Annotated in this window: 16 protein-coding genes and 1 tRNA gene; 4 read left to right on the top strand and 13 right to left on the bottom strand. The window is 66.2% G+C overall.

The annotated features are described in order from the left end of the window. Window positions 1-2: 2 nt before the first annotated feature. Window positions 3-269 carry a 50S ribosomal protein L31 gene (rpmE, locus tag A5698_RS20175; RefSeq protein WP_067088687.1) on the bottom strand — a complete coding sequence of 89 codons (267 nt, stop codon included), beginning with the start codon at window positions 267-269 and terminating at the stop codon, window positions 3-5. A 166-nt stretch (window positions 270-435) separates the two neighbouring features. Beyond that, window positions 436-2,007 carry a fatty-acid--CoA ligase FadD1 gene (fadD1, locus tag A5698_RS20170; protein ID WP_068300436.1) on the bottom strand — a complete coding sequence of 524 codons (1,572 nt, stop codon included), beginning with the start codon at window positions 2,005-2,007 and terminating at the stop codon, window positions 436-438. A gap of 101 nt (window positions 2,008-2,108) precedes the next feature. Here fadD1 and A5698_RS20165 point away from each other — a divergent pair, with 101 nt between their 5' ends. Next, window positions 2,109-2,714: a TetR/AcrR family transcriptional regulator gene (locus A5698_RS20165; RefSeq protein ID WP_068300433.1), complete on the top strand. Its 606-nt coding sequence runs from the start codon at window positions 2,109-2,111 to the stop codon at window positions 2,712-2,714. 59 nt (window positions 2,715-2,773) lie between these two features. Here A5698_RS20165 and rho read toward each other — a convergent pair whose 3' ends face one another. The 6 genes from rho to argS all read right to left on the bottom strand — a co-directional run bounded on the left by rho (window position 2,774) and on the right by argS (window position 11,387). Beyond that, window positions 2,774-4,681, bottom strand: a complete 1,908-nt coding sequence (gene rho / locus A5698_RS20160; RefSeq protein WP_068300432.1) for a transcription termination factor Rho — start codon at window positions 4,679-4,681, stop codon at window positions 2,774-2,776. A gap of 283 nt (window positions 4,682-4,964) precedes the next feature. Continuing rightward, entirely contained in the window at window positions 4,965-5,909 is a 945-nt protein-coding gene (gene thrB, locus A5698_RS20155; protein WP_068300430.1) for a homoserine kinase, read from the bottom strand. Between the two features lie 3 nt (window positions 5,910-5,912). Beyond that, window positions 5,913-6,995, bottom strand: a complete 1,083-nt coding sequence (thrC, locus tag A5698_RS20150; RefSeq protein WP_068300428.1) for a threonine synthase — start codon at window positions 6,993-6,995, stop codon at window positions 5,913-5,915. Further along, on the bottom strand, window positions 6,992-8,317 hold the full coding sequence (locus A5698_RS20145) for a homoserine dehydrogenase (RefSeq protein WP_068300424.1): 1,326 nt from the start codon (window positions 8,315-8,317) through the stop codon (window positions 6,992-6,994). Before A5698_RS20145 ends, thrC begins: the two co-directional genes overlap by 4 nt. A 2-nt stretch (window positions 8,318-8,319) precedes the next feature. Next, a complete protein-coding gene (lysA, locus tag A5698_RS20140; protein WP_197506845.1) occupies window positions 8,320-9,699 on the bottom strand; it encodes a diaminopimelate decarboxylase in 1,380 nt (459 codons plus the stop codon). Window positions 9,700-9,734: 35 nt separating this feature from the next. Next, complete coding sequence (gene argS / locus A5698_RS20135) at window positions 9,735-11,387, bottom strand: arginine--tRNA ligase (protein ID WP_068300416.1); 1,653 nt, start codon at window positions 11,385-11,387, stop codon at window positions 9,735-9,737. Window positions 11,388-11,487: 100 nt separating this feature from the next. Here argS and A5698_RS20130 point away from each other — a divergent pair. After that, a tRNA-Arg gene (locus tag A5698_RS20130) sits at window positions 11,488-11,560 on the top strand. Window positions 11,561-11,734: 174 nt separating this feature from the next. Here A5698_RS20130 and A5698_RS20125 read toward each other — a convergent pair. Together A5698_RS20125 and A5698_RS20120 are read right to left on the bottom strand one after the other, a co-directional pair. Further along, window positions 11,735-13,540 (bottom strand): molybdopterin-dependent oxidoreductase, encoded by a 1,806-nt coding sequence (locus A5698_RS20125; RefSeq protein WP_084792536.1) that lies wholly within the window; start codon window positions 13,538-13,540, stop codon window positions 11,735-11,737. A 537-nt stretch (window positions 13,541-14,077) separates the two neighbouring features. Beyond that, entirely contained in the window at window positions 14,078-14,968 is an 891-nt protein-coding gene (locus A5698_RS20120; protein ID WP_068300413.1) for an SDR family NAD(P)-dependent oxidoreductase, read from the bottom strand. Between the two features lie 74 nt (window positions 14,969-15,042). Here A5698_RS20120 and A5698_RS20115 point away from each other — a divergent pair, with 74 nt between their 5' ends. After that, window positions 15,043-15,486, top strand: coding sequence for a nuclear transport factor 2 family protein (locus A5698_RS20115; RefSeq protein ID WP_068300454.1), 444 nt, complete (start codon window positions 15,043-15,045; stop codon window positions 15,484-15,486). Between the two features lie 13 nt (window positions 15,487-15,499). Here A5698_RS20115 and A5698_RS28165 read toward each other — a convergent pair whose 3' ends face one another. Both A5698_RS28165 and A5698_RS20110 read right to left on the bottom strand, forming a co-directional pair. Continuing rightward, the gene (locus A5698_RS28165; RefSeq protein WP_084792538.1) at window positions 15,500-15,754 is read right to left on the bottom strand and encodes a hypothetical protein; all 255 of its coding nucleotides are present in this window, start codon (window positions 15,752-15,754) and stop codon (window positions 15,500-15,502) included. 132 nt (window positions 15,755-15,886) lie between these two features. After that, window positions 15,887-16,771 (bottom strand): LLM class flavin-dependent oxidoreductase, encoded by an 885-nt coding sequence (locus tag A5698_RS20110; protein ID WP_068300411.1) that lies wholly within the window; start codon window positions 16,769-16,771, stop codon window positions 15,887-15,889. 48 nt (window positions 16,772-16,819) lie between these two features. On the opposite strand from A5698_RS20110, the gene A5698_RS20105 reads away from it, so the two are divergent. Next, window positions 16,820-17,233 (top strand): VOC family protein, encoded by a 414-nt coding sequence (locus A5698_RS20105; RefSeq protein WP_068300450.1) that lies wholly within the window; start codon window positions 16,820-16,822, stop codon window positions 17,231-17,233. A 3-nt stretch (window positions 17,234-17,236) separates the two neighbouring features. Here A5698_RS20105 and A5698_RS20100 read toward each other — a convergent pair. Then, a partial coding sequence (locus A5698_RS20100; protein WP_068300410.1) for a nitronate monooxygenase occupies window positions 17,237-18,030 on the bottom strand: 794 nt, incomplete at its 5' end.

Raw genomic sequence — 18,030 nt, 5'->3', positions numbered from 1 at the left:
AGCTACTTGTCCGCTGAGCCTTTGTCGGCGGCCTTGTCCTGTCCCGTCGCTGCGCTCGCCCCGGCGCGCTTGCCGTAGCGCTTCTCGAAGCGGGCCACGCGGCCGCCGCTGTCGAGGATCTTCTGCTTGCCGGTGTAGAAGGGATGGCACTGCGAGCAGACCTCGACGTGGATCTGTCCGCTCTGCTTCGTGCTCCGCGTGGTGAACGTGTTGCCGCAGCCGCAGTGCACGGTGGTCTCTACGTAATCAGGGTGAATACCCGTTTTCATGGTTTCCTCTTCGATCGTGGCCCCGGGTCGCCCCTCCGTGTCGGAGGTGACGGGCGTGAACCGGAACCGAGGGTCAGCGGTCCATTATGCCAGCTCAACCGCCAAGTGCCTAAACGCGTGCGCAGCGGCCGGTATTCCACAGCACCCCACCGCGGCCGGTCGTCTGTCACCCGTACTGGTGGTATCTCCCACCGTCGCGCCGCCAGAGCCGCCTGCCGTCGGGTGTGACGCCCCGCGCGACCAGCTCGCGCTTGAGGATCTTGTTGGTCGCGGTGCAGGGCAGGTCGTCGGCGATCCACACGTAGCGGGGCCAGGCCTTCGGCGAAAGGTCGCGCTGAGCGGCCAGGAACTCCTCGAACATCTCCGGCTCGATGTCGGCGTCGTCCTGCAGCACGAGCGCCGCCATCACCTGATCGCCGACGAGTTCGTCGGGCACCGGATAGACCGCGACGCGGTTGACCGCCGGAAGCCGCAGCAGGATCCGTTCGATGGGCGCGGTCGCGAGGTTCTCTCCGTCGACCCGCATCCAGTCGGCGGTGCGCCCGGCCAGATAGATGAACCCGGCGGCATCGCGGTAGGCCAGGTCGCCTGACCAGTACATACCGTGGCGCATCCGCTCGTCGGTGGCGCCGCGGTCGTTGTAGTAGCCGCGGAACAGCCCACTGCCGTCGGTGTTGACCAGTTCGCCGATCGCGACGTCGGCGTTGGTCAGCGCGCCGTTCTTGTCGAACTCCGCGACCGGGCACTCGGTGACGGTGTCGCTGTTGTAGATCGCCACGCCCGGAAAGCCTTGTCCGATCGAACCTTTCGGGGTGTCCGGCGTGCGGGTGATGATCACCGCGTTCTCGGTCGAGCCGAAACCGTCGTCGACGGTGACGTCGAAGCGCCTGCCGAACTCCTCGATGTCGCGGTCGGTGGCCTCGTTGCCGAACGCGACGCGCAGCGGGTTGTCGCGGTCGTCGGGCTGCTCGGGCGTTGCGAGCACGTAGGCCAGCGGCTTGCCGACGTAGTTCATGTAGGTCACGCCGTGGCGGCGGATGTCGGGCAGGAACCGCGACGCGGAGAACTTAGCCGGCACCATTGCCGCCCCGGCGACGAGTGCGGGCGCCCAGCCGCCGACCACTGCGTTGGAGTGAAACATCGGCATCGAGAGGTAGCAGACGTCGTCCTCGGTCAGGTCGAACCTTTCGGCCAGCGCGTTGCCCGCGAACAACACCATCAAGTGGGCGACCTGAACGGCCTTGGGATCGCCGCTGGTGCCGGAGGTGAAGATCATCATGAACGTGTCGTCGACCGCGACCTCCCGGTGCGGGGCGAACGGCGGAGCACCGGCGAGGAACTCGGACCATCCGGTGCTCGACGTGTCGAACACCGTGACGCCCGGCAGATCCAAGCCGTCGAGCAGGGAGCGATGCTCGGCATCGGTGATCAGGAACTGGCAGTCCACCTTGATCACGTCGCGTGCGAGCGCCTCACCGCGTCGCGTGGTGTTGATGCCGCACACGACGTAGCCGCCGAGTCCGGCTGCCGCGAGCGCGATCAGCATGTCGGGCGTGTTCCCAAGGAGCACGCCGACGTGCAGGGGCCGGTCCGGATCGGCGGCCGCGATCAGTGCGGCGGCCTGCGTCTTGGCCTCGTCCACGTATTGGCGGTAGGTCCAGGTCCGGTCTCCATGCCGAATGGCGATGGTGTCGCGATCGGCGCGCTCGTTGAGCAGCTGCTGGAGTGTGTCCGCCATGGCTCACCTCTCGACCGTGAACAGATTCGCGAATGTGTCTACCATGACACAATGCTCCGACCGGCCCATTGGCGGGCGAGTTTGATGGAGGAGTCCACCTGGTGACGAGCGGCGCCGCCACCAAGAACGTCCGCGATCACCTGATCGACGCGGCCGAGACATGTTTGCGCGCCAAGGGAATTCGTGCGACCACCGTATCCGAGGTGGCCGAGGTCGCCGGCGTGTCCCGCGGCTGGCTCTACCGCCACTTCCCCGACAAGGTGTCCTTACTGGGCGCAGCGATCGTCCGGCTCAACAACGCCTACTGGTCCGAAGCACACGCGATGCTCGAACGCGTGGAAGGCCTCGATCGGCAGATCGCCGCCGGCATTCTGCACGGGCGTACCGCGTACGACGACCCGGGCGCCTTACTGATGAAGCTGCGCATCGACGAGCCCGAGGAATTCGCCGCCTGCGCAGGCGCCGGTGTCCAGGGGCTGGTGCCCGACCTGGCCGACTTCTGGTCACGCTATCTGGTCACCGCGCGCGAGTCGGGCGAGATCCACCCCGACACGGATATCGCCGAGGCCTCGGAATGGCTAGCCCGCGTGTTGATCTCGCTTGCGACGGTGCCCGGTAAGACGCTCGACCCCAGCGACGGCGACGCGGTGCTTCGACACCTGCGCCGCTATGTCATGCCGGGGTTGCGGGCCGATCCCTACCAGTGAGTGGCTTCGGTGCGCTAACACTCGCTGAGCGACTGCTAGCGCACCGAAATCGCTGAGATCTAGTCGGCGTCCATCGACCCCGGCGCGGTCTTGGAGACCTGCACAAGGAACTCGTAGTTGTTCTTGGTCTTGCGCAGCTGGCTCATCAACAGGTCGATGGCCTGATGCGGATCCAGACCGGACAGCACTCGACGCAGCTTGTGCACGATCGCGAACTCGTCCGGCGAAAGCAACAACTCATCCTTGCGGGTGCCGGACGGGTTGACGTCGACGGCCGGGAAGACGCGCCGCTCGGCGATCTTGCGGTCGAGCTTGAGCTCGGCGTTGCCGGTGCCTTTGAACTCCTCGAAGATCACCGTGTCACCGGTCGACCCGGTCTCCACCATGGCGGTGGCGACGATCGTCAGCGAGCCGCCCTCTTCGATGTTGCGGGCCGCGCCGAGGAACCGCTTCGGCGGATACAGCGCGGTCGAGTCCACACCACCGGACAGGATGCGACCCGAGGCCGGCGACGCGTTGTTGTACGCGCGGCCGAGGCGGGTGATCGAGTCGAGCAGCACGACGACGTCCTTACCCTGCTCGACGAGCCGCTTGGCCCGCTCGATCGCCAGCTCGGCGGCCTGGGTGTGGTCGGACGGCGGCCGGTCGAACGTCGAGGCGATGACCTCGCCCTTGACCGAGCGCTGCATGTCGGTCACCTCTTCCGGACGCTCGTCGACGAGCACCACCATCAGGTGGCATTCCGGATTGTTGGTGGTGATCGCGTTCGCGATGTCCTGGAGGATCGTGGTCTTACCGGCCTTCGGCGGCGACACGATCAACGCGCGCTGGCCCTTGCCGATCGGCATGATCAGGTCGATGACGCGGGTGGTGAGCTTCTCGGTCGTCGTCTCCAGGCGCAGCCGCTGATTCGGGTAGAGCGGCGTGAGCTTGTTGAACTCCGGGCGCTTCTTGGCCTCGTCGACGGGCTTGCCGTTGACGGTGTCCAGACGCACCAGCGGGTTGAACTTCTGCCGCGGGTTCTTGTCGCCGCCTTCTCCATCTCGGGGCACACGCACGGCACCGGTCACGGCGTCGCCGCGACGCAGACCGTTCTTGCGCACCATGTTCATCGAGACGTACACGTCGTTCGGGCCGGCCAGATAGCCGGAGGTGCGGACGAACGCGTAATTGTCGAGCACGTCGAGGATGCCCGCGACGGGCTGAACGACGTCGTCCTCGCGCAGTTCGGTGTCGCGGTCCCCACCGCCGTCTCCGCCACGCTCACGGCGCCTGCGGTCCCGGAATCGGCGACCCCGACGACCGCCGCGGCCCTCGCCGTCGTCATCGTTGTTGTTGTTGCTGTTGTTGCCGCCGCCGCGGTTCTGGCCACCCTGCTGCTGATCGCCCTCGGACTTGGCGTCCGACTTGTTGGGCTGATCGTTTTGGCGCTCGTTGGACTTGGTGTCCTGAGCGGCGTTGTCGTTCTGGTTACCCGAGCCGTCGGGTGCGCCGGTTCCGCGCGACGCGCCGCGACGCTCCCGGCGCCGGGGCTGCTGCTCGGTGTCGGTGTTCGACGAGCGGTCGGAGTCGCCGGTTTCGGCCGACTCTTTCGGCGCGTCCTTGGCGGGCTCGGCCTTCTTGGCCTCGTTCGGCGCGGGCGCCTCGCCACCGGCGGACGTCTGTCCGCGGCCGTTGGACTCGCCGCGCCGTTCCCGGATTGCGGCGACCAGTTCGCCCTTGCGCATGCCGGACGCGCCTTCGACGCCGATTTCCTTGGCCAGGGCGCGCAGCTCGGGCAGCACCATGGTCGACAGCGAGCCGGAGCGATTGCCAGAGGCGACGTCCGCGGTCGGAGGGGTCTCTGCGCTCGGCGTGGCGTTCGGCGAATCCGCCGCCGCAGAAGTCGAGGTGTCTGAGTTCACGGGGTTCGACAGCTCGCCGTTATCGCTGCTGCCCCCAGCCGTGATCAGGTCCGTTTCAGTCACGGATTTCCTTTCTTTCCCTCGCAGACCGAGTCGTGCGGGGATTCGGTGCGATCAGTCCATCCACTGAACGCATGGGCCCCACCATTGCCCCTGCAACGGTGATGGGCGGACTTCGCCGGTGTGCGGCGAACCGTCATCTACGAGAAGAATTGGTGGTGTCCTAGTGTCGGCGCAGGTAGAGACGCTGCGATTGCCGGACGACAGCGAGAATATCCCGCATCGGGACGGGAAGCAAGAAAGACATGTGTGTCGTGTTGCTTCTGTGATTGCTGTTCTCGCGCGATCAGCTCCGGACCGCCGCGCCCGACGTCCAGGTGACGCCCTCACCCACGGTCATATCTTTGACGGTGAATCCATTCGCGATGCCGAACTCCAGGGCTTCCGTCGGCAGCTCCGCTGACGTACTCAACGCGAGCACGGAAGGCCCGGCCCCGGACAGCACCGCTGCTACTCCACAACGCCGCAATACCTGCAGGTATTCCGCGGAACCGGGCATCGCCGACGCACGTTGCGGTTGATGCAGCACATCCTCGGTGGCCGGCATCAACAGGTCGGGCCGCGTCGTCAGGGCGACGACCATCAGCGCCGCCCGGCTCAGGTTGAACCGCGCGTCGGCGTGGCTGACCTTCTCCGGCAGCAGCACGCGGGTCTCGGCGGTCGACGACCGCTCGTCGGGAATCGCGGCGAACAGGCGGATATCGGGGTGCACCCGGATCGGCGCGGCTTCGTAGCGGGGCGCGGACTCCTCCCCCGCGGTCCACGACACCACCCCGCCACCGAGCACCGCAGCCGAGGCGTTGTCGGGATGGCCCTCGAACTCCGAAGACAACTGGACCAGGTCACGCTCGAACAGAAGTGTCGAACCCGCCTGTGCTGCAAGGCCGTTGACGACCGAGAGCCCGCTGACCACCGCTGCGGCCGACGAGCCGAGCCCTCGCGAGTGCGGGATGTCGTTGCGGCAGCGCACCGTCATGCCCGGGACACTGATGTCCAACGCCTGTAGCGCTCGCCGGATGGCCCGAACCACCAGATGGGTCTCGTCCAGCGGCACCTGGCCCGCGCCCTCGCCTTCGACCTCGACCGTCAGGCCGGAATCGGTTGTCTCGACGAGAATCTCGTCGTAGAGACTCAAGGCGATGCCCATGCTGTCGAAGCCCGGGCCGAGGTTCGCGCTGGACGCCGCCACCACGGAGGTGGCCCTCAGTCCTGGTGGCAGTACGTGAGTCACCGGCTATCCCAGCCCCAGCTGCTCGACGACGGCGACCGGATCCACAGGCACCGCGATGACCGGCGGCATGCCCTTGAGCGCGGTGTCCGGATCCTTGAGCCCGTTGCCGGTCACCGTGCACACCACGGTCGAACCCTTCGCCACCCAGCCATCTTCGATCGATTTGAGCAGACCCGCGATGCTGGCCGCCGACGCCGGTTCGACGAACACACCCTCGGTGCTGGCCACCAGGTGGTAGGCCGACAGGATCTCGTCGTCGGTGGCGGCCAGGAAGCGACCGTCGGACTTCTGCTGCGCCTCCACGGCGGTGGCCCACGATGCGGGTGAGCCGATCCGGATGGCCGTCGCGATGGTCTCCGGGTTCTTGACCGGCTCACCGTGCACCAGCGGCGCCGCACCGGCCGCCTGCGTGCCCAGCATGCGCGGCAGACGACCCGAGACGCCGTCTCGGTGGTATTCGGTGTAGCCCTTCCAGTACGCGGTGATGTTGCCGGCGTTGCCGACCGGCAGCGAGTGCACATCGGGCGCGACGCCCAGCGCGTCGACGATCTCGAAGGCGGCGGTCTTCTGTCCTTCGATCCGGTACGGATTGACGGAGTTGACCAGCGACACGGTCGGGAAGTCGGCGGTGATCTTGCGGGCCAGTTCCAGGCAGTCGTCGAAGTTGCCGTCGATCTGGATGATCTTGGCGCCGTGCATGACCGCTTGCGCCAGCTTGCCCATGGCGATCTTGCCCTGCGGCACGAGCACCGCACAGGTGATGCCGGCCCTGGCCGCGTACGCCGCGGCCGATGCCGAGGTGTTGCCCGTCGACGCACACAGCACCGCCTGCTGGCCGCGGCCCACGGCCTCGGTCACGGCCATGGTCATGCCGCGGTCCTTGAACGAGCCAGTCGGGTTGAGCCCCTCGATCTTGAGATGCACTGCGCAGCCGGTCAGTTCGGACAGTCCCGGGGCGGGCAGCAGCGGAGTGCCGCCCTCGCGCAGGGTGATCGGTGTCCAGTTGTCCTGGACCGGGAGACGGTCCCGGTATGCGGCGATCAGCCCGGGCCAGGGCTGGTGCACCGCCTGCGCTGAGGCGCTCATTCGGTCGTTCCTTCCATGCGCAGCACGCTGTTGATGCTCTCCACGACGTCGAGGTCGGCAAGCGCCGCCACGGTCTCCGACAGTGCGGCGTCGGTGGCCTGGTGGGTCACCACCACGATCCGCGCACCGCAGCGCTGGCCTCCTTCGTCGACCATGCTTTCCTGTCGGACCTGGGCAATACTCACGTCGCGTTTGCCGAATTCGGCTGCCACAGCGGACAACACACCGGTCCGGTCGGCAACGTTCATGTTCACGTAGTACCGGGTCGGGATATAGCCGATCGGTGCGATCGGCAGCTTCGCATACTTTGACTCGCGCGGCCCGCGGCCGCCGTGCACGCGGTTGCGCGCCGCCATCACGAGGTCACCCATCACCGCCGAGGCCGTGGGCGCACCGCCGGCCCCCTGCCCGTAGAACATCAGGCGGCCTGCGGCTTCCGCCTCGACCACGACGGCGTTGAACGCGCCGCTGACGGCGGCGAGCGGATGATCCAGCGGTACCAGTGCGGGGTATACCCGCGCCGAAACCCGTTGCTGCCCCTCACCTCCGGTGAGCCGCTCGCAGATGGCCAGTAACTTGATCGTGCAGCCGAGCGCCTTCGCGGATTCGAAGTCGGCGCTCGCGACCTTGGTGATGCCTTCACGGTAGACGTCATCGGCGGTGACGCGGGTATGGAAGGCGATCGACGCCAAGATCGCGGCCTTCGCCGCGGCGTCGTATCCCTCGACATCGGCGGTCGGATCGGCCTCGGCGTAACCGAGCGCGCTCGCGTCGGCCAGCGCGTCCATGTAGTCGGCGCCGGTGCTGTCCATCTCCGAGAGGATGTAGTTGGTGGTGCCGTTGACGATGCCCGCGACCCGGACGACGGAATCGCCCGCCAGCGACTGGGTCAGCGGGCGGATGACAGGAATCGCACCGGCGACCGCGGCCTCGAAATACAGGTCGACCCGGGCGGTTTCGGCCGCTTGAGCGAGCTCACCTGTTGACACGGCCATCAACGCCTTGTTGGCTGTGACGACAGACTTGCCCTGCTCCAGCGCCGCGAGTATGGCTTTGCGCGCGGGTTCGACGGGCCCCATCAACTCGACGACGATGTCGACGTCGTCGCGGGAGACGAGTTCCTCGATGTTGTCGGTCAGCTTGTCGATGGGGATACCGCGATCCTCGGCCACCCGGCGGACGCCGACACCCCGCAGCACCAGCGGGGCGCCGATCCGTGCGGCCAGGTCCTCGGCGCTCTCTTCGATGATCCGCACGACTTGGCTGCCTACGTTTCCGTAGCCGAGGACCGCTACGCCGATGGGTTTCTCGGAGTCACTCATCGTTACCTCACTTCCAGACTCAGCAGGTCGTCGACCGTCTCGCGGCGCAATATCAGTCGGGGCTGCCCGTCGCGCACGGCCACCACGGCGGGGCGCCCGATCAGGTTGTAACGGCTCGACATCGAATAGCAGTAGGCGCCGGTCGCCGCGACTCCCAACAGGTCGCCGGGCCGGATGTCGTCGGGCATCCAGGTGTCGCGTACGACGATATCGCCGCTCTCGCAATGCTTTCCGACGATGCGGCTGATGGCGGGTTCGGCGTCGGTCTGCCGCGATATCAACCGGACATCGTATTCCGCACCGTAGAGCGACGTGCGGATGTTGTCGCTCATACCGCCGTCCACGCTGACGTATCGCCGGTGGGCGGTCGCGCTGACGGCGACGTCCTTGACGGTGCCGACCTCGTAGAGCGTGATGGTCCCGGGACCGGCGATGGCGCGGCCCGGCTCGACCACCAACCGAGGCGTGGGCAGCCCGACCGCGGCCGACTCGTCGCGCACGATCGCGGTGAGCTTGGCCGCCAGATCGGCGACGGGTGGCGGATCGTCCTGCGGCAGATAGGAGATGCCCAGACCGCCGCCGAGGTCGACGATCGACATCTGCGAGGTCTTGTCGACGCCGAACTCGGCGACGACGTCGCGCAGCAGGCCGATCACCCGATGCGCGGCGATCTCGAAGCCCGCGACGTCGAAGATCTGCGAGCCGATGTGGCTGTGCAGACCCTTGAGCCGAAGATGATCGGTTTCGAACACCCGGCGTACGGCGTCCATGGCGGCGCCGGCTGCCAACGAGAGCCCGAACTTCTGATCCTCGTGCGCGGTGGAGATGAACTCGTGCGTGTGGGCCTCGACGCCGACCGTGACACGGACCAGGACGTCCTGGACCACGCCCGCAGCGCCGGCGATCTCGTCGAGGCGATCGATCTCGATCATCGAGTCGATCACGACGTGCTCGATTCCGGCCTTGACGGCGGCGGTCAGCTCGGCGACCGATTTGTTGTTGCCGTGCAACGCGATTCGCTCGGCAGGAAAACCGCCAGCCAGCGCGACGGCCATCTCACCACCGCTGGCCACGTCGAGCGACAGGCCCTCTTCGGCGATCCAGCGGGCGACCTCGGTGCACATGAACGCCTTGGCGGCGTAGCGCACGTTCTCACCACCACCGAACGCGGCGGCGATCTCGCGGCAGCGCGACCGGAAATCGTCTTCGTCGACTACGAACGTCGGGGTTCCGAACTCCGCGGCAATGTCGGTCACGGGAACTCCGCCGATCGACACCACGCCGTCGGCGTCGCGAGCGGTGCTGCGCGGCCAGACGTTCGGCGCGAGCAGGAGAAGTTCGGACGGTGACTGCGGGCGTGGCGGGGCACCGGCGTGGTGCACCTCTTCGGCGTGCCGAGGTCCGGCGGGATGGGCGATCACATGCGCTCCGGAGCGGAAACGCCGAGGATGCCAAGCCCGTTCGCGATCACCTGGCGGGCGGCTTGGCACAGGGCCAGGCGCGCGCCATGCAGTTCGTCGGGCGCCTCGTCGCCTTGGGGCAGCACGCGGCAGGAGTCGTAGAACCGGTGGTAGTCGCCGGCCAGGTCCTCGAGGTATCGCGAGACGCGGTGCGGTTCGCGCAGTGCCGCAGCCATTTTCAGCACGCGGGGGAACTCCCCGATGTTGCGGATCAGCGTGCCTTCCTTGTCGTGGGTCAACAGTTGCAGATTCTCGGCGTTGGGGACGACGCCGAGTTCGGCGGCGTTGCGGGCCAGGGCAGACAGCCGTGCGTGTGCGTATTGCACGTAGTAGACCGGGTTTTCGTTGGACGCCGATGACCACAGTTCGAGGTCGATGTCGATCGGACTGTCGACCGACGAACGAATGAGCGAGTACCGGGCGGCGTCGACGCCGATCGCCTCGACCAAGTCGTCGAGGGTGATCACCGTGCCTGCTCGCTTGCTCATTCGGACGGGTTGACCGTCACGTACGAGGTTGACCATCTGACCGATGAGCACCTCGACCGTGGCCGGGTCCTCCCCCAGCGCGGCCGCCACCGCCTTGAGGCGGGCGATGTAGCCGTGGTGGTCGGCGCCCAGCATGTAGATGCACAGGTCGAATCCGCGCTCGCGCTTGTCGAGGTAGTAGGCGATGTCGGCGGCGACGTAGGCCGGAGCGCCGTCGCTCTTGATGACGACGCGGTCCTTGTCGTCGCCGTAATCGGTGGTGCGCAACCAGGTTGCGCCCTCCTTTTCGTAGATGCTGCCCGCTTCACGGAGTCGCGCGATCGCCTGGTCGACGCGCCCGGAGGTGTGCATCGAGTCTTCGTGTGTGTAGACGTCGAAGTCGGTGCCGAAATCGTGCAACGACTGCTTGATGTGGGCGAACATTAGATCCACGCCGATGGCGCGGAACGTCTCGTGCATCTGATCGGCGGGGAGCCCCAGCGCATCGGGTTCCTTGGCCAGCACCTGCGCCGCGATGTCCTTGATGTAGTCGCCGGCGTAGCCGTCCTCGGGGGTTGGTTCGCCCTTGGCTGCCGCGATCAGGGAGTTGGTGAACCGGTCGATCTGTGCGCCGTGATCGTTGAAGTAGTACTCCCTGGTGACCGCGGCGCCCTGGGTGGACAGCAGTCGGCCGAGAGCATCGCCGACGGCGGCCCAGCGGGTGCCGCCGATGTGAATGGGCCCCGTCGGGTTGGCGGAGACGAACTCGAGGTTGATGTTCTGGCCTGCGAGCGCCTCTGAGTTGCCGTAGGCCGCGCCGGCCGCCAGGACGTCGGAGATGATCACGTTCTGCGCCGAGGCCTCGATGCGCAGGTTGACGAAACCCGGGCCCGCGACGTCCGCGGCGGCGATGCCGTCGGTGTCGGCCAGCGCCGCGGCCAGCCAGCCGGCCAGCTCGCGCGGGTTGGCGCCGACCTTCTTGCCCAGCTGAAGGGCGAGGTTGGTGGCGTAGTCGCCGTGCTCGGGGTTGCGGGGGCGTTCGACGGTGACGGTCTCCGGCAGCGCTGACGTGTCGAGCCCATGCTGGGCCAGCACCGCGGCGGCGGTGGTCTTGAGCAGGTCGGCCAGATCGGCGGGGGTCACGAGGGTCCATCCTATGGTCTGGGGTGATCAGCCCCCGAATCCGTTTCCGGTGACTCGGATGCGTTAGGCTGTGCAGGCCCATCGGCGCCGTTGTTCACGCGCCCCCGTAGCTCAGGGGATAGAGCGTCTGCCTCCGGAGCAGAAGGCCGCAGGTTCGAATCCTGCCGGGGGCACTCAGTCACCACTTCGTGATCAGCCGTCAAGACGTTAATGGGGCTGCATCAAATCGCGACTTCGAGAAATACTCGGATACTTCGCTAATCGGTCGGTTGCAAGCATCCGCTACCGGGGATCAACCCGTCAGCCGAGTCGACGGCCGTTACGGATGCCTGGATGGACGTCGTAGGTCAGATCGGCATGCGATATCCGAAGTACTCGTGGTCCTCGTTATAGCCGCCGTGCCCCCATCCGATGTCGCCAATATCTGCCACGAACTCGACGGCCGAAACCCATTTGACCTGTTTGAAGCCAAGTTCGAGTTCATTGCGCACTCGCAACGGCGCGCCGTGGGCCTCGCTGAGCGGTTGGCCGTTCATCTCGTAGGCCAACATCGCCATCGGCGAGCGCATGTGCTCGATCTTGTGGCAGGCGTAGTACCTACCGGTGTTCGGTTCGGCGCCGTCGGCGAAGGAGTAGAACACCACCCACCGCGCCGTAGGAAGCGGACGGACGATGTCGAGAAGGTCGCTCATGCCGACCCCGCCCCACTTGGCCACCCCCGACCAACCCTGAATGCAGTAATGCTGGGTGATCTGCTCCCGTTTCGGCATCGCCAGCAGGGTTTCATAGGACAAGCGCACCGGATTCTCGACGAGCCCTTCGACACGCAGGGAGTACTCCGACCATCCGGATCGCTGCAGCCGCCGGTAGTACTCGGAGTCTGGCAACCGACCGTTCATCCAGAAGTAGGGTGTGATGTCTTTTTCCTGGTAGCTGGCTCGCGAGGTCGTGCGTTCCATTAGATCCTTGGCCCAGCCGACGATGAACCGGCCGGTGCTCTGGACGAGCCTGGGGTACCGGATGGTCAGTGGAGTCGCGATGAGCCATAACAACACCACCACCACAGCGGCTGCCCCGACGATCGCCAGCGCCCAGTTTGAACGCGTATCGGTCCCCAAAGTGATGTGGTTCAGGTTCTGCACGGCGTCGGTGGCGAGCACCATGGTGACGTGGCAGACGATGAACAGCAGCATCCAACATAGGACGCCGAAGTGGACGGTGCGCGCCACCTGCCGGTTCAGCACACCACGGCCAGTTCCGAACCGCGCGGCCACGGCCGGCGCTTGGAGCAAGCCGGTGACTAGGGCCAACGGCGCCGCAATGAACACTGTGACGAAGTAGGCCAGGATTTGCAGGCCGTTGTACGTTGTGAAACCCGCGTTGGCCGGGAAATCGAGGGAGGCGTACTGCACCGCGGTGGACAACGCGTTCGGAAAGACGGTCCACGACTGCGGCACGAGCCGCTGCCACTGGCCCGTGCTGAACAGCAGCACGTAGAACACCACGCCGTTGAGCAACCACAACAGGTCAAAGCTGAAGTGCCACCAGCGCGCCAACCCGATCGAATGGCGGATTCCCGGTATCCCCAGCCACTTCGGAAGCGCAACGGCGTCATCTTTCGACGTCCACACCCGCGACGGGTTGCTCTTGTCCATCCGGTCGGGTGGAACCGGGCCGCGCATCCGAAACCATTCGGAACCCGGCCGACATCCTGAGTTCATGTACAACCGTGGGTGGTCGGCGAGTATCTGCAGCCCAGCACGGATGATGAACATCATGAACACGATGTTGAAGAAATGCTGCCAGCGCAGCCAGGCGGGGAAACCTGATGTTACCGCCGGTGCGTAAGTTGTTGCGGTACCCGGATACTCGATGATGAAGCGTTGCATCCAGTCGTACTGCCGCAACTGTCTTGCTACCAGGACGGCGATCACGATCCCGACGCAGCCCAGTAGCACCAACCATAAGCCGTTGACCCACCGCCGACCGAGCCGAAACGACGGAACATTCGCGCGCACTTGCGGAATGCCACCGGCGAACTCACGTTCATCGACTCTTTCGAGGCTTGATGTCGGTCGAGCACGCGGATCGAGCAGCGCATCAAGTGGTTCGTTCGCGTTGAGCTCGTCAGCGCGGTGATCATCGATGGTCATGTGGTGTCCTCCCGGAAGGTCAACACGACCTCATCAAACGTCGACCGCCCCAACGCAATCGGTAGAATCAGCACTTGCGTATAAGTCCGGTAGAGGATGCCGGTCACAGTATCCACGGGAAGTAGCCGTACATCGGATAGTTGTCGACGAACGGCGGGGAGTCGTTGATCTGTGCGTTACCGGGTGACATGCACATGCTTGCCACTCTGGTGGTGGTGCATCTCATCGGGGATGGCTGAATCTGTTGATTACCAACGGATTGAACGGATCTAGCTGTGGGCTCTGCCGTGGGTGCGGCCTGCGCCACCGGCGTTAAGATAACGGCCGCGACGGCTCCGGACGTAAAAAGAGCGGCGAGTGATCCAATCCTCATTACCTCTCACCTCCATGCTTATTGAGAGGGGTAATACCAAAGTAACTCTGCTGTATGTGAATTCGCTGTACTGCGCCTGAGTACGTTCATATACCAACGGATGACGAACCTGAGAAGCGAAGGCGCGTCTCGTGCTGCCCGTCGCGTAGATCGCGAGCGGCTGACTATACCGGCAGGCTGGTGCCGGTTTCCTTCTCCGCGAATTCCCATAACCTGCGGGCGTCGTCGTAATCGCACGCGACCGCGCCGCGACCGCTCAGCGTCGGCCCACCCTTCAGGCCGTACCGGCTGTCGATGCCGACATAGCTGCCGGGCGGGATCGGCTCGGTGATGCAGTACAACGTCGGCGCGGCGCCCGCGTCGAGATCGTTGGCGAGCACCCGCGCCACCGTCTTGACCACCCCGTGAAACGCGGCCATGACCGGCTTTTCCGAGACGTTCGACAGGTTGGACGCCACCCAGCCGGGATGCGTGAGGAAGCTGCTGATCGGCGAATCGGCCTGACGCAGCCGGCGGTCGAGCTGCAGCCCCCACAACATCACGGCCAGCTTCGAGCGGGCGTAGGCCGGGAACGCCGACCATTTGCTCGAGCGCAGATGCGGGTCGTCAAAGTTGAACGTCGCCGACTTGTGCGCGTCGGAGCCCACGTTGATGATTTTCGAGCGCACCCGTGGAAATAGCAGGTTGGTCAACGCGAACGGTCCGAGGAAGTTGGTGCCGAGCGTGATCTCGAAACCGTCGTCCGTCTCGCGCCGGTTCTGCGCGACGAGGCCCGCGTTGTTGATGAGGATGTCGACGTCGCCCTCGAGCAACTCGGGGAAGGCGCGCACCGACGACTGATCGGCGAGGTCGAGTTTGAGCACCGAGGTGTCTCCGCCCATCTCCGCCGCCCGCTGCGCGCCGAGTTCGAGGTTGCGCACAGCGAGGATCACGTGCGCGCCCGCACCGGCCAACGCCCGCGCCGTCGCCAGCCCGACACCGTTCGTCGCGCCAGTGACGACGATCCGCTGTCCGCTCAGATTGCCCAGCCTGCTCGGCGACCAGTTCGTAGCCATCGCATGAGGTTAGCGACGACCCCGACACCAGCGATCGTTGACACGACACATCGGTGCTGGTTGTCTACTCGCCGATGAGCGACTCCGCCCGCGAGATCGAGAATCTCGTCTACACCTACGCCGAGCGGATTGACGCCGGCGACCTCGAGGGAGTCGGCGCACTGTTCGCCCACGGGCGGATCAACGCCGTCGAGAACGGACCGCCGGACACGGTGTTCGAGGGTGCGAACAGGGCGCGCGAGATGTTCGAGATGGCGGTGCGCCTCTACGACGACGGCACACCGAGAACCAAACACCTGACCACGAACGTCACCGTGCACGTCGACGACGAGGCCGGTACCGCCCACGGGAGCGCCTACTACTGCGTCACGCAGGCGACACCAGACCTACCTCTGCAGGTCATCGTGACCGGCCGTTACCGCGACACGTTCCATCGCATCGACGGCACGTGGTGGTTCGACACTCGCACCATCTTCATCGACCAGGTCGGCGACACCAGCCACCACCTGAAGTTCTAGCGGCGGCCCCGGGTCACCTCCACCACTTCCAGGGCTTGTCCCAATGTCCGGGCGGCGGAACGCCGGGGATATGGGCGATGTGCCCGGGCGGCGGAACCCCCGGGATGTGCGCGATATGCCCTGGTGGTGGGACGATATGTCCCGGTCCTGGCGGATTCCACCAGTAGTCGTCGGCAACGGCCTGGCCCGCGCCGAGGCCTGCGGCGAATCCCAGCGCCCCGACCATCACGGCTCCGGCCGCTAACCTCTTGAATCCTGTCATCGTCATCGTGATTTCCTCTCGGCAATCTGCCCCCGCCGCTGCTGTGAACACTCGTATTGCAGTTCAACGCGACGCGACCCTCACGACTTCCCCGACAGGCCCATCCTGCCACTGCGGCTCATCGAGGCGCCAACCGCCCTACGGAGCGAACCCGCTGATCACCTCGGCGACCCTGCGCACCTGCTCGATGTCCGAACTCGTTGGAATCAGGTGAATTTCGTCGGTACCGATGTCCTTGAACCGGCTCAGAACGTCGATGAGTTCTTGTTCGGTGCCCGCCCACCCGGTCGTGGGCGCCATCGCGTCGACGATGTCGCCGGGGATCCAGTTCATGTACCGCCGCAAGTGTCGATGTACCTGCTCGCGGGGCTGTTCACCCTCGCCGATCGCGAACCAGAACGACGTCGCCAGGTGCGGTGCCGGCTTACCGGCCTCGGCCCACGCGGTGCGGGCGACGTCGAACAGTTCGTTCTGCCGGTCGACGTCGAGATCGAGCGTCGTGCCTGCCAGCCCGTCCGCCCATCGGGCCGCGCTACGGACGGTCTTCGGCCCGATCGTGCCGACCAACAGTTTGGGTCCGTCGGGCTGAACCGGCACCGGACCGACCGGGAGGACGGATTCGGTGACCTTTTCCCCCGCCCAGACCCTGCGCATCACCGCGACACGATCCGCCATCCCGCGCATTGTTTGGCCGGTCGGGTCCGCGCCGACCGCGCGGTAGTCCTCCTCCCTGCCGCCCACGCCCAGACCGACCGTCAGCCGGCCGCCGCAGAGCATGTCTCCGGTGGCCAGCGCCTTGGCCAGCATCACGGGATCGTGCAACTGCGGGACGATGACGGTGGTCACGAGCCGGACGCGCTCGGTCCACGCGGCGAGCGCCCCGAGCAACGTCAGCGAATGCGGGTTGTCGAACGCGATGCGCTCACCCCAGCACAGCGACGAGAACGGCCCTTCGTCGATCACGCGGGCCCAAGTCTCGAGCGTCTTCGCATCGAGGTCGGGTTCCATGACCGGCATCGTCATTCCGATTTGCACGACGGCGATTCTGGCACGACTGGCAGCATGTGGGGCATGGCGATCACCACCACGTCCATCGCGCACCTCCGGCTCACGGTCACCGACATCGAACGGTCGCGGGAGTTCTATGAGTCGGTGTTCGGCTGGCGCGTGTTCATCGAGCTTCCGGAGGGCGCCAATGCGGCCACTCGCGAGGCGTTGAGCTTCCTGTATGGCGGCGTCATCTACGACCTCGGTGGCGTCCTGGTCGCTCTGCGGCCCGTGGGAACCGACACCTTCGACGAGGACCGCACCGGCCTCGACCACGTGGCGTTCCGGCTGAACAGCAAGGACGAACTCGATTCCGCCGAAAGCCATCTCAACGATCTCGGCATCGACCACGAACCCATTAAGGACATCGGCCCGATGTACATCCTGGAGTTCCGCGACCCGGACAACATCGCGCTGGAGCTGAGCGCGCCGAAGTGACCCTCAGGTGAGCCTGCCGATGATGTCGGCCACCGAACCCGGCTTCGCCTCGCGGAAGCCTGTACCCGCCCACACGTTCACGCCGTGCGGGTCGCCCGCGCGCACGGCGGCCGCCCGCAACGGGCTGGTCAGGTAGTGCACCTCGGGGTAACCCAGCGGTGCCTCGTCTTCGTGGTCGTCGACGAACCGGTTGCGCAGCCCACGCGCGTAGCGGCCCGAGAATGCCTTCGTCACAACCGTTTCGGTGAAGGAACGGTCTTGCAGTGCGGCACGGTGTACGGCGCTGCTGCCGGCTTCGTCGGCGAGAAGAAACGCGGTGCCCAGTTGTGCGGCCACCGCACCGGCGCGCCGCACCCGGTCGATGTCGTCGGCGCTCATCAGGCCTCCCGCGGCGACGACGGGCACGTCGACGTCGGCAATCACCGAGGCCAGAAGCTCGTCCAACGGGACGTCGGACGGCCGCGCGGTCGGGTCGAAGGTCCCGCGATGCCCTCCCGCCGCGGGCCCCTGCACGGCCACCGCGTCCACGCCGCGCTCAACGGCCTGCCGGGCCTCGGCCAACGTCGTCACGGTGCCCACCGTCGTGATACCCGCCGCACGCAGGCGCTGTATCTCCTCGGCGCTGGGCAGGCCGAAGGTGAACGACGCCACCGCGGGCCTCAGATCGAGCAGAACGTCGAGCTTGCCCGCCCAGGCGTCGTCGTCGAACCGGGGCTCACCGAGCGCGGCGCCGTAACGTTCGGCGTCGGGGCCCAACGCCGCGGCATAAACCGCAATCGCCTCGGATGTGGCCGCAG

Source organism: Mycobacterium sp. E136 (assembly GCF_001666865.1).
Classification (GTDB): Bacteria; Actinomycetota; Actinomycetes; order Mycobacteriales; family Mycobacteriaceae; genus Mycobacterium.
The sequence above is the reverse complement of the archived record's forward strand: the minus strand, read 5'-3'. Positions and strand labels throughout refer to the sequence as shown.